This window comes from Streptomyces sp. GC420, assembly GCF_009916105.1.
Lineage (GTDB): Bacteria > Actinomycetota > Actinomycetes > Streptomycetales > Streptomycetaceae > Streptomyces.
Genome location: NZ_JAAAXQ010000294.1, coordinates 1 through 10,726 on the forward strand (window position 1 = coordinate 1; position 10,726 = coordinate 10,726).

The 10,726-nt window shown below is 72.7% G+C and carries 9 protein-coding genes and 1 pseudogene; 8 read left to right on the forward strand and 2 right to left on the reverse strand.

All coding sequences use genetic code 11. The annotated features are described in order from the left end of the window. The first annotated feature begins 99 nt into the window (after positions 1-99). Together GUY61_RS28220 and GUY61_RS28225 are read left to right on the forward strand one after the other, a co-directional pair. Positions 100-1,071 (forward strand): NAD(P)/FAD-dependent oxidoreductase, encoded by a 972-nt coding sequence (locus GUY61_RS28220; protein WP_398957187.1) that lies wholly within the window; start codon positions 100-102, stop codon positions 1,069-1,071. Between the two features lie 478 nt (positions 1,072-1,549). Next, on the forward strand, positions 1,550-2,029 hold the full coding sequence (locus GUY61_RS28225) for an MSMEG_6728 family protein (RefSeq protein WP_166633083.1): 480 nt from the start codon (positions 1,550-1,552) through the stop codon (positions 2,027-2,029). 9 nt (positions 2,030-2,038) lie between these two features. Here GUY61_RS28225 and GUY61_RS28230 read toward each other — a convergent pair whose 3' ends face one another. After that, the gene (locus GUY61_RS28230) at positions 2,039-3,478 is read right to left on the reverse strand and encodes an NADP-dependent succinic semialdehyde dehydrogenase (RefSeq protein WP_166633084.1); all 1,440 of its coding nucleotides are present in this window, start codon (positions 3,476-3,478) and stop codon (positions 2,039-2,041) included. Between the two features lie 194 nt (positions 3,479-3,672). Between GUY61_RS28230 and nrfD the strand changes: the two are divergent. The 4 genes and pseudogenes from nrfD to GUY61_RS28250 all read left to right on the forward strand — a co-directional run. Beyond that, a pseudogene (gene nrfD / locus GUY61_RS28235) lies at positions 3,673-4,400 on the forward strand (NrfD/PsrC family molybdoenzyme membrane anchor subunit); the annotation flags it as partial. A 304-nt stretch (positions 4,401-4,704) separates the two neighbouring features. Next, positions 4,705-5,061, forward strand: coding sequence for a MerR family transcriptional regulator (locus GUY61_RS28240; RefSeq protein WP_166633085.1), 357 nt, complete (start codon positions 4,705-4,707; stop codon positions 5,059-5,061). A gap of 305 nt (positions 5,062-5,366) precedes the next feature. Continuing rightward, positions 5,367-5,570 carry a cold-shock protein gene (locus GUY61_RS28245; RefSeq protein WP_037915390.1) on the forward strand — a complete coding sequence of 68 codons (204 nt, stop codon included), beginning with the start codon at positions 5,367-5,369 and terminating at the stop codon, positions 5,568-5,570. Positions 5,571-6,051: 481 nt separating this feature from the next. Then, complete coding sequence (locus tag GUY61_RS28250) at positions 6,052-6,417, forward strand: SCO5918 family protein (RefSeq protein ID WP_166633086.1); 366 nt, start codon at positions 6,052-6,054, stop codon at positions 6,415-6,417. Positions 6,418-6,635: 218 nt separating this feature from the next. Here the strand turns inward: GUY61_RS28250 and GUY61_RS28255 are convergent, their stop codons facing one another. Then, the gene (locus GUY61_RS28255; protein ID WP_166633087.1) at positions 6,636-7,289 is read right to left on the reverse strand and encodes a TetR family transcriptional regulator; all 654 of its coding nucleotides are present in this window, start codon (positions 7,287-7,289) and stop codon (positions 6,636-6,638) included. 317 nt (positions 7,290-7,606) lie between these two features. Between GUY61_RS28255 and GUY61_RS28260 the strand changes: the two genes are divergently transcribed. Then, entirely contained in the window at positions 7,607-8,917 is a 1,311-nt protein-coding gene (locus GUY61_RS28260; RefSeq protein WP_166633088.1) for a YncE family protein, read from the forward strand. A gap of 664 nt (positions 8,918-9,581) precedes the next feature. Beyond that, positions 9,582-10,547: a polysaccharide lyase family 1 protein gene (locus GUY61_RS28265; RefSeq protein ID WP_166633089.1), complete on the forward strand. Its 966-nt coding sequence runs from the start codon at positions 9,582-9,584 to the stop codon at positions 10,545-10,547. The last annotated feature ends 179 nt before the right edge of the window (positions 10,548-10,726 follow it).

A 10,726-nucleotide genomic window follows, 5' to 3' on the forward strand; every position in this document is an offset into this window, starting at 1 on the left:
GCCCTCCGCCGAGCAGTCCCGCTTTTTGCCGTTCCGGCAACCATGTTTGCCGTCCTCGCCGGTCCGGGCGCAGCATCGGCCCGGAGGGAAGGAGCAGTTGTGAGCGGACTGAAGACGGAATTCGACGTGGTGGTAGTCGGCGGTGGGGCCGCGGGGCTGAGTGGCGCGCTCACCCTGGCCCGGGCGCGGCGATCGGTACTGGTGATCGACTCGGGTGAGCCGCGCAACGCGCCGGCGAGCGGCGTGCACACGTTCATCGGCCGGGAGGGGGTGCCTCCCGCGCGGCTGCTGGCCGACGCCCGTGCCGAGGTCACCGGGTACGGCGGCGAGATCCGGCAGGGCCGTGCCGTGTCGGCGCGGCGTCTGGCGACGGGCGGGTTCTCGGTCGGCCTCGACGGCGGGGATGCCGTCTCGGGCAGGCGGCTGCTGATCGCCACCGGCCTGGCCGACGAACTGCCCGAGGTCCCGGGACTCGCCGGACGGTGGGGGCGCGAGGTGCTGCACTGCCCCTACTGCCACGGCTGGGAGGTGCGCGACCGGAGGATCGGAATCCTCGGGACCGGGCCGCTCGCCGTGCACCAGGCGCTGCTGTGGCGGCAGTGGAGCGGCGACGTGACGCTCTTCCTGCACACCGCCCCCGAGCCGAGCGACGAGGAGTACGAGAAGCTGACGGCCCGTGGCATCCCGGTGGTGGAGGGCAGGGTGGCGTCGGTGGAGGTCAGGGACGACCGGCTGGCGGCCGTACGCCTCGATGGCGGCCGGGAGTTCCCCTGCGACGCGCTCGCGGTGACCCCGCGGCTGACGGCCCGTGTCGGCGCGCTGGCCGGCCTGGGTCTCGAGGCGAGGGAGCAGGAGATGAACGGCCATGTGGTCGGAACCCACCTCCCGGCGGACCCGTCCGGTGCCACGGAGGTTCCCGGTGTGTGGGCGGTCGGCAACGCGGCGTCCCTGAACGAGGTGGTGATCGGCTCGGCGGCCGCCGGCGTACGGGCCGGCGCGGCCATCAACGGGGACCTGATCGCCGAGGAGACCAGTGAGGCGGTGAACGCCCGCCTCACAGTGTCCCGTTGAGCCCTTGGTGGCGCGCCCGGGGCCGGCAGCGGCAGGATTCGCGCGCTGCCCGGCCGGTTCCTCGGGCGCTCGGGTGCCCCCGGAGGAAGTGCTGGACGGCGGCGAAGGCCGCCGGTGAACCGTTGGCCGCGCCGACGGCACGAGGCCGCCGGGGGACGGCGACGACGAGCGCCGCGATCCGGGCCCGGGGCCCAGGCGGAACGCGGCGCACCGTCGCGGTGACCACCGCCGCCCCGATCGCCGTCGTCCCGGGCCCGGCGCGGCAGCGGCGACGGGGCGGCCGCAGCCGGCGCTGCGCCCGGCCGGTCCGGGGCCCCGGTCGGGCGCGTATCGGCGCGTATCGGCGCGCGTGGCCGCCGGGGACACGCAAGGTGGCATGTTCGAGGGTCGGCCGGGGTACCCGGTGCGGACCTGTCGCACGAGGCGGCGGGGAGCGGCCGGGGACAGCCGGCCGTCGCGAGAAGCCGTTGCGAGGAGCATGCAGACCTTCCTGCCGTACCCGGACTTCGCCAGGACCGCCCGTGCGCTCGACCCGCGGCGGCTGGGCAAACAGCGCGTGGAGGCGGTGCAGGTGCTGCGCGGGCTGGTGGTCCCCGGGTACGGGTGGCGGCGGCACCCGGTGGTGCGGATGTGGGCCGGGTACGAGGAGGCACTGGTCAGGTACGGCCTGGAGATCTGCGCCGAGTGGTCGAGGACCGGCCGGGCGGACACCTGCGCGGCCACGCTGCGCTCGGACCTCGAGTCGACCACGGGAATCGCCGTACCGCGTACGCAGGAGGCCCTGGAGTGGGCCGGGGCGCTGCCGCCCTGGCTGGGGAACCCGGACTTCCACCTCAGTCACCGGTCGGCGCTGGTGCGGAAGGACCCCGGGTTCTACGCCGGGATGTTCCCCGGCGTCCCCGACGACCTTCCGTACCTGTGGCCGGCCTCGGACCGCCCGGTCCGGGGCCGGCACTGACGCGACCGGCTATTCGGCGGCGGTCGCGCCCGGGCCCTGGGCCGGCGCCGTGCCGAACCAGACGGTGGTGACGTTGCAGAACTCGCGGATGCCGTGTCCGGACAGCTCGCGCCCGTACCCGGAGCGCTTGACCCCGCCGAACGGCATCGCCGGGTGCGAGGCCGTCATGCCGTTGAAGTAGACCCCGCCGGCCTCGATGTCGCGGGTGAAGCGGCGCTGCTCCTCCGCGTCGTCGGTCCAGACGTTGGAGGACAGGCCGAAGGGAACGTCGTTGGCCAGGGCGACCGCCTCGTCGGTGCCGGACACCCGGTACAGCGTGGCGACGGGCCCGAAGGCCTCCTCCCGGTGGATGCGCATCTCCGGGGTGATCCCGCCGAGCACGGTCGGCTCGTAGAACCAGCCCGCGTCCAGGTTCCCGCCGAGGTCCCGGGGGCGGCGGCCGCCGCACAGCACCTCGGCGCCCTTGGCGGTGGCGTCGTCGACGAGTTCCTCGAGGTCGGCGCGGCCCCGCTCGCTGGAGAGCGGGCCGACGTCGGTGGATTCGTCCATCGGGTCGCCGACGCGCAGGGCCCGCATCCGCTCGGTGAACCGGGCCGCGAAGGCGTCGTGCACGTCGGCGTGCACGATGAAGCGCTTGGCGGCGATGCAGGACTGCCCGTTGTTCTGGGTCCTGGCGGTGACGGCGACCGCGGCCGCCTTGTCGACGTCGGCGGACGGCATCACGACGAACGGGTCGCTGCCGCCGAGTTCCAGCACGGTCTTCTTGATCTCGTCACCGGCGACGGCCGCCACCGACCGGCCCGCCGGTTCGCTGCCCGTGAGGGTGGCCGCCGCGACCCGGGGGTCGCGCAGGATGCCCTCGACGGCGCCGGAGCCGACCAGCAGGGTCTGGAAGCAGCCCTCGGGGAAACCGGCCCGGCGGAACAGGTCCTCGAGGTACAGCGCGGTCTGCGGCACATTGGAGGCGTGCTTGAGCAGTCCGGTGTTGCCTGCCATCAGCGCGGGCGCCGCGAAGCGGATCACCTGCCAGAGCGGGAAGTTCCACGGCATGACGGCGAGTACGACGCCGAGGGGCCGGTAGCGCACGAATGCCGCCGCTCCGCCGGAGTCCTCGATGTCGGCGGGCGACGGGTGCTCGTCGGCGAGGAGTTCCGGGGCCCGCTCGGCGTACCAGCGCAGTGCCTTGACGCACTTGGCGGCCTCCGCTCGGGCCGCCACCACCGTCTTGCCCATCTCGGTGGTCATGGTGCGGGCCACCTCGTCCCGCTCGGCCTCCAGCAGGTCGGCCGCGGCGCGCACGAGCCGGGACCGGTCCCCGAAAGAGGTGGTGCGGTAGTCCTCGAACGCCGCCCTGGCACGGGCCAGCCTGGTTTCGATCTCCTCGGGTGTGAGCGGATCGAAGGTCTTCAGGGTCTCGCCGGTGGCCGGGTTGCTGCTGGCGATGGGCATGGGAACCCTCCCTCGCTGGACGGCTTGGGGGACGCTCCGGTGGTGGCCTGGCCCCGGGGCTCCCCACCGTCTTCCCAGCATGCGCCGATCGATGGGTCGGGGCACCGCCTGCCGCGCCCGTACCCGCCCGGACATCAAGGACGCGCCCGCCCAGGTGCGAAGGCCCGGTCCTTGGGAGGTCATCCACGTGATGGCCCGGTATGGCGCGCGCCCTGAAGGTGTCCTCGCTCGCCGCCGTCGCCGGTTCGACCGCGGCCCTGGTCCACGACCTGGGCCGCCCGGCGCGCTTCCACCACATGCTGCGGGTACTCAAGCCCACCTCGCCGATGAGCGTCGGCTCCTGGCTGCTGGCGGCGTACGGCCCGGCGGCGGGCGCGGCCGCGGCCCTCGACGTCACCGGCCGCCTTCAGCGGACCGGCCGCGCGCGACCGCGACGGCGGCGCTGCTGGGTCCCGCCGTGGCCTCGTACACCGCCGTTCTCGCTTCGGACACCGCCGTTCCGGCCTGGCACGACGGGTACCGGGAACTGCCCTTCCTGTTCACCGGTTCCGCGGTGGCCGCCGCGGCCGGCATGGCTCTCGTGGCCTCCCCCGTCCGCGAGAACGCCCCGGCGCGGGGCGCGGCGCTGTTCGGCGCGGCGCTCGACCTCACGGCCGCGGCCGTGCCGGAGCGCCGCCTGGGGATGGTCGCGCAGGCCTACCGGGACGGCCTCGCCGGCCGGCTGATGCGGGCCGCGAGGGTCCTGACCGCGGCGGGCGCGGCCACGGCAGCGGGCGGCGGGCGCGGCCGCGCGGCGGCGGTGGCGGGAGGGGCCGCCCTGCTCGCGGCCCCGGCGTGCACCCGGTTCGGGGTGTTCCACGCGGGGATCGCCTCGGCCCGGGATCCGAAGTGCACCGTCGTGATCCGAAGTGCACCGTCGTGACGCAGCGCGAACGCGAAGGGCCGGCCGGATCCGGCGGCCGCGAACCGGGCGCGGGCGGTCCAGGAACGGGCTGAGACCGCGGACCCGGAGCCCCGCCCGGCGCCGGCCCGGCCCTGCCGGGAGCTGACCTGCCGGTCCGAGAAAATCTGCCATGGCTACGGTAGGCATGTGAACCTTGGGGTACCAAGGCCATGTGGATCACCCGCGCGGGCGTGTATCGCGCGCGAGGGCCACCGGCCGGGCCCCTCGAGACCCCGGCGCCGCAGGGCGCCGCGGGCCCCGGACGCGTACAAGAAGAGGTGCAATGCCCCCGGAGACCAGCCAGAGTGCCGGCGACCGTTTCGACGACGAGGACTACCCCGCCTACACCATGGGCCGCGCCGCGGAGATGATCGGCGCCACGCCCGGGTTCCTCCGGGCGATCGGCGAGGCCCGACTGATCACTCCGCTGCGGTCCGAGGGCGGCCACCGCCGCTACTCGCGGTACCAGTTGCGCATCGCCGCCCGCGCCCGTGACCTCGTGGACCGGGGTACGCCCATCGAGGCGGCGTGCCGCATCGTCGCGCTGGAGGACCAGCTCGAGGAGGCCCTGCGGATGAACGAGGAACTGCGCCGGTCGGCGCCCGGGGCAAGCGGCACGGCCGGTTCGCGCTCTTCCTGAACGCGGGCGGGCAGCGCCCGCACGGCCATACCTGTCGCCGCAAGCACAGAAATTCGCACGGTGCACGGTGAGGGTTTATACGCTGACAGAGTCAGCGAAATTACTCGCCGTGCCCGTTCACATTCACCATGCTACGGTGGTCATCAGTTGCAGTTGTGGTTCCCAAGACTTCGAGTGCACTTCTCCGGATTCGCTCCGGGGACGTGCACTCTGCATTTCCGGGTTTCCGGACGGGGTAATCATCGCGGCGACGCGAGGGCCCGCACAGTGCGGATCCTCGAGCACTGCCCCGAAGGAGATATGGCATGGCTACTGGCACCGTGAAGTGGTTCAACGCGGAAAAGGGCTTCGGCTTCATCGAGCAGGACGGCGGCGGCGCCGACGTCTTCGCCCACTACTCGAACATCGCCACCCAGGGCTTCCGCGAGCTGCAGGAGGGCCAGAAGGTGAGCTTCGACGTCACGCAGGGCCAGAAGGGCCCGCAGGCGGAGAACATCGTCCCCGCCTGACCAGGCGCATGACGTGGTTGGGGCCCGCACCTTCGGGTGCGGGCCCCGGCTCGTTCTCATGCCGGGCCGTGTGAGCACCGCCCCGGCGCATTCCGCGTACGACGCGTACGCGGGCGTGCCGCACGCGAGCCCCGGGGCCCGCCCGTGACGACCCACCCGTGAGGCGCGAGTTCCGCCCGGGAACCGGGCGGGGCGGGAGTCCGCCCGACGCCGGCCGCGACACGGCACCGGCCGCCCCGGCCCACCGCTGCCCGGAATTTCGCGCCACCGGACACGTCAATTCCCGCGCGCCGGTATCACCGGGATTCGTGTCCTTCTCCGGTCCCTCTCGTTCCCGCGATACCCCGACCGGACGACCGACCCCGGAATTCGCCGGCGTCCCGGGGAAGCCTCAATCCACGCCGATTCCATGTCCATTCCACGCCCCGGGCCTGCCGCCCCCGGCCTTCCGGCTCTTTCTCCCCGAACCCCATGAGGCACCATGCGCTGTGTTATCGCCCGTTTCCCCTTCGACCTCATCAAGAGCGAGGTGCAGCAGTCGATGAAGGGCGTGAAACCCGAACCCGTCACGGGCGAGTCCGTGACCATCGGCCGCCGCGTCTTCCCCGTCAAGCAGGTGGGCGAAGTGATCACCGGTCAGGACCGCAGGGACTTCACCACCGGTGAGGTGACGCGGGCGCTGACCCGGCTCGGTTTCACCTGCCACCCGGCGGTCGGCCCGGCCGCTCCGGTCGGCGCTCCGTCCCCGTTGGAAGCCGCCTCCGCCGCCCTCGGGAGCGCCGAGGCCGGGGGCAGCGCCGGCGAACCGGCCCCTGTCCGTACGGGACTCGACGAACAGGCCCGATGAGCCGGTGACCCCACCGCCCCGGCCGGCCCAGGGGATCGGGCCGCCGGGGCGGAGCCGGCCGGCAGGAGCGCCGGGTCGGCGCCGATCGCCCGGCGGCCGGGTCCGTGACGGCCGGCTCCCGCGAAGGGGCTCGGCTCATGGAACGGCCGGCTCACGTGGCGCGGGGGCGGCGGCCGACGCGGAGGGGACGCGCGCCCGCGGGCGAGGGGCGGAGCCCCCTACGCGTCGAGCGGACGGAGCAGGCCGAGCAGCAGGTGCACGAGTTCGTCGACGATCCGGTCCAGGCTCGCGTCCACCCACCCGGTGCTCCAGTCGTGCAGGAGACCGTTGACGCTGCCGATGAAGGCGGCGGCGGCCACCCGGTAGTCGCGGTCCACCGCCTCGCCCCGCCGCGCGGCGGCTTGTGCCTCGGCGCAGATGAAGTCGATCCAGCGGGCCCGCCGGACGAGGCGCTGGCGCTCCATGCGGGCGCTGACGCCCACGATCTCCGTGAACGTGATGCGTATGCGGCGGGGGTCGCCGGTGACATTGGCGGCGTAGGCGCGGAAGACGGCGGCGGCGCGTTCCGCGAGCGGGAGGCCGGCCGCGTCGGCGTCGGCGAGCGCGACCGCGGCCGCCTGCTCCGCCCAGTCGTTGACCTGGAGGTGGAGAGCGCTGAGCACGTCCTCGAGGGTGCGGAACTCCTCGTAGAACTGGCGGGTCGACAGCCCTGCGGCGGCGCTGAGCGCGGCCACGGTGGTGTTCCGGTAGCCGGGGCTGCCGCCGAACAGTTCCAGGCCGGCCTCCAGGAACCGGCGGCGCCGTTCGGCCTGGCGCTCCTGGGCGGTCCTGCCCCCGTAGCGGCCGGTCGGCCTGCTGCGCCTTCCCGTCACTGACCCTCCCTCGGTGGTTGCGTGGTCATCTTCTCCCGTCGCAACCCTTGTAGCGGCAGCCGCCCGTCGTTACTTTCAAGTAGCGGAATCTGAACGGGCCCGTATTCAGACCGGGTTCGCCCGTTTTCCGCCGAACGCCCGGGGTCCGGCGAGGCGTCCGCCGGTTCCCGGCGGAAGGCGGGACACCCCGGACCCGAACAGCTCCCCGATTGTCATGCCCGCACCACCTCTGCCTGCGCAGCAGTCCCCCCACCACGATCCGAGCACCCACGACCGAGCACCCTTGACCGGTCCCCCACACGGAAGGAACGACGACGATGTCGGTTTCCAGCACCGGGCAGGCCCGCCCGGCGGCCCGCGGCCGTCGGCACCCAGTGCGCCACAGAGCCCTCGGCGCCCTCACCGCCGCGCTCGCCCTCACCCTTACGGGCACCGCGGCGTCCGCGACGCCGCCCACGGCTCAGCAGGCCGACACGTCCGGCCTGCGTGAGGTGATGTTCGTGGGCAACAACTGGGACGGCACCGCCGACGTCATCAAGTCCACCGGGGACTTCACGAGGATCGGCCGGATCAACGTCATCCCCGACAAGGACCAGCGGCTGACCGAGATCTACCTCAACCCGATCAAGCTGGCCTACTTCCTCGGCATCCGCCAGGGCCCGGGCGAGGGCCACGACCAGTTCGTCGACGACATGTACTCCACACCGGACGGCTCGTCCGTCGTCGTCTCCCGCCCCAGCTTCGCCGACGTCGTCTCCATCGACCTCGCCACCGGCCGGATCAACTGGCGCTTCCCGGTCTCCGGGTACCGCTCCGACCACATGGCCGTCTCGCCCGACGGCACCCGCGTCGCCGTCTCCGCCTCCACCTCCAACAAGGTCCACGTGCTCGACATCGAGACCGGCCGGCAGCTGGGCTCCTTCTCCACCGGCGACAAGCCGCACGAGAACGTCTTCACCGACGGCGGCAAGTACCTGTGGAACATGTCGATCGGTGAGGTCAACACGGCGCTCGACGACCCCTGGTTGGACTGGACCAAGGGCGACCGGCGGATCACGGTCGTGGACGCGGCCACCTTCGAGCAGGTCAAGGTCATCGACATGCGGGAGCGGCTCGACGCCTTCGGCCGCAAGGACCTCTCGGACTCCGTCCGCCCGATAGCCTTCACGCCCGACGAGTCCAAGCTCTACTTCCAGGTGTCGTTCTTCAACGGCTTCCTGGAGTACGACGTGGCCTCCGACCGCATCGAGCGGATCAAGACGCTCCCGAAGAACCCCGCCACGAGCGAGGACCGGACCACCTGGGTCAACGACTCCCGCCACCACGGCATGTCGATGAGCCCCGACGGCCGCAAGCTGTGCGTCGCCGGGACCATGGACGACTACGCGACGGTCGTGGACAGGGCGACGCTCCAGGAAGGACCGCTGGTCACCGCCTCGAAGCCGTACTGGGCCACCGTCAGCGGCGACGGCAGGTCCTGCGTGATCTCCGAGGCCGGTGCCGACCAGGTCACCGCGATCGACTTCGCCACAGGGGAGAAGGCCGTGTCGGTCCCGGTCGGCGACCACCCCCAGCGGGTGCGTCTCGGCCATGTCGCCGCCGGCTGGACCAGTCCCTCGGGAGGCTGACGAGCTCGTGCGGCTGACGTGACCGGATCCCGCGCGCGTGGCGGCGCACGGGATCCGGTCGTGCGGCGGAAACGAGTACGCCCCGCTTCCGAACCGGGCGGGTGGCCGACGGCCTGTCAGATCGGCTGCGGGTGGCCGAAGAGCAGGTCGCCGGCCGTATCCATCTGGCCGGGTCGGAACCGGCCTCCCGGGACCGGACCACGGACAGGATCCGTGTCGCCACCCGGGGCCGAGTACGCCGGGGACCAGTGCGCCCAAGACCGTTCGGCGCGTGCGGCTGAACGGACTCACTCCCGCTCGGTCCACAGGAACGGTGGAACAGGATGTGCGCCAGAGTCTCGGGGAGGAGGGCGGTCGGCTCCTTGCGCACTTCGCCCACCAGATGCACGCCGAGCCGCCCCGCGCCCCCTCGCGATGCTCGCCGCCCCCGGCACTGCGGCCACGGCTCTGCCCGCGGCGGCGGGCGGGTCCGCGGGTGCGCCTCGCCCCGGCGCCCGGACCGGTCCCGCTTCGGCGGCTTCCCCGTCCACGGGGGCCGCGCGCAATAGTCCACATCGGTCGCGTCATCGTCCACGGCGACCGCTCTAGCATCACTGGCATGCCGGCCGCGCGGCACCGGTGCACAGCCAGACACTCTCCAGAAACCCCACGGACGGAGATTTCCATGCGCAGGACGAGCGCACGGTTCACCATCACGGCCGCCGCGGCGACCGCCCTGGCGGCCACGCTGGCGCTGACCGGGGCGACCGGCGCCGGCGCCGCCCCCGACCAGCAGGACGTGGTGGCGGCCGCCGGCCCCATCGGCTTCGGTGCCGGGACCACGGGCGGCGCCGGCGGCGCAACCGTGACCGTCACCAACGCCTCGCAGTTCATCGCCGCCGTTCAGCGCACCGACGCGGTGATCGTGCGGGTCAACGGCACCATCTCGCTGAGCAGCATGACCAAGGTCGCCTCCAACAAGACCGTCGTCGGTGTCGGCACGGCGGGCAGGATCACGGGCAGCGGGCTGAACATCAGCGAAGTCAGCAATGTGATCATCCAGAACCTCACGTTCACCGGGTCCAACGACGACGCGATCAACGTGCAGTACTCCTCCAAGGTCTGGATCGACCACAACGACATCTCCGGCGCCTACGACGGCGGTGTCGACATCAAGCGGGCCTCCACCAACATCACCGTCTCGTGGAACCGCTGCCACGACCAGGACAAGAACATGCTGCTGGGCCACTCGGACAGCAACTCCTCCGAGGACACCGGCAAGCTGAAGGTGACGTACGACCACAACTGGTTCGACGGCACCAACCAGCGCAACCCCAGGGTCCGCTTCGGCAACCCGGTGCACGTGCTGAACAACTACTTCGGCAACGTCGGTTCGTACGGCGTCGCCGCCACCGAGAACGCCGGCGTCCTCGTCGAGGGCAACTACTTCGAGAACACCGACGACACGTACCACCTGGGTGAGGGCAGCTCCGACCCCGGCTCGCTCGCGGCGAAGAACAACCACTTCGTCAACTCCCCGGCGGGCCAGACCGGCGGCAGCGTGGCCGCGATCCCGTACAGCTACACCGCGGACACCGCCTCCGGCGTGAAGTCGATCGTGACGGCGGGCGCCGGAGTCGGCAAGATCTGATCCCCGCTCCCCCTCCCGCTCCACCGCGGCGCCCGCCGGCAGCCGCACCCCAGGGGCAGGACCGCCGAACCGGTTCGGTCAGCGGTCTTGCCCCCGTCCGTGCGCTCGCTTACGGTTCCCCGACTCGGTCAGCGTCCCGGCATCGGCCGCGGGCGCTCCTCCACGGGCGAGGCGGACAT

Excerpts from the sequence above, each read along its gene's own strand:
- GUY61_RS28240 (WP_166633085.1), top strand. The coding sequence starts at position 4,705 with ATGCCCCCGGAGACCAGCCAGAGTGCCGGCGACCGTTTCGACGACGAG.
- GUY61_RS28225 (WP_166633083.1), top strand. The coding sequence starts at position 1,550 with ATGCAGACCTTCCTGCCGTACCCGGACTTCGCCAGGACCGCCCGTGCG.
- GUY61_RS28250 (WP_166633086.1), top strand. The coding sequence starts at position 6,052 with ATGCGCTGTGTTATCGCCCGTTTCCCCTTCGACCTCATCAAGAGCGAG.
- GUY61_RS28260 (WP_166633088.1), top strand. The coding sequence starts at position 7,607 with ATGTCGGTTTCCAGCACCGGGCAGGCCCGCCCGGCGGCCCGCGGCCGT.
- GUY61_RS28230 (WP_166633084.1), bottom strand. The coding sequence starts at position 3,478 with ATGCCCATCGCCAGCAGCAACCCGGCCACCGGCGAGACCCTGAAGACC.
- GUY61_RS28245 (WP_037915390.1), top strand. The coding sequence starts at position 5,367 with ATGGCTACTGGCACCGTGAAGTGGTTCAACGCGGAAAAGGGCTTCGGC.
- GUY61_RS28265 (WP_166633089.1), top strand. The coding sequence starts at position 9,582 with ATGCGCAGGACGAGCGCACGGTTCACCATCACGGCCGCCGCGGCGACC.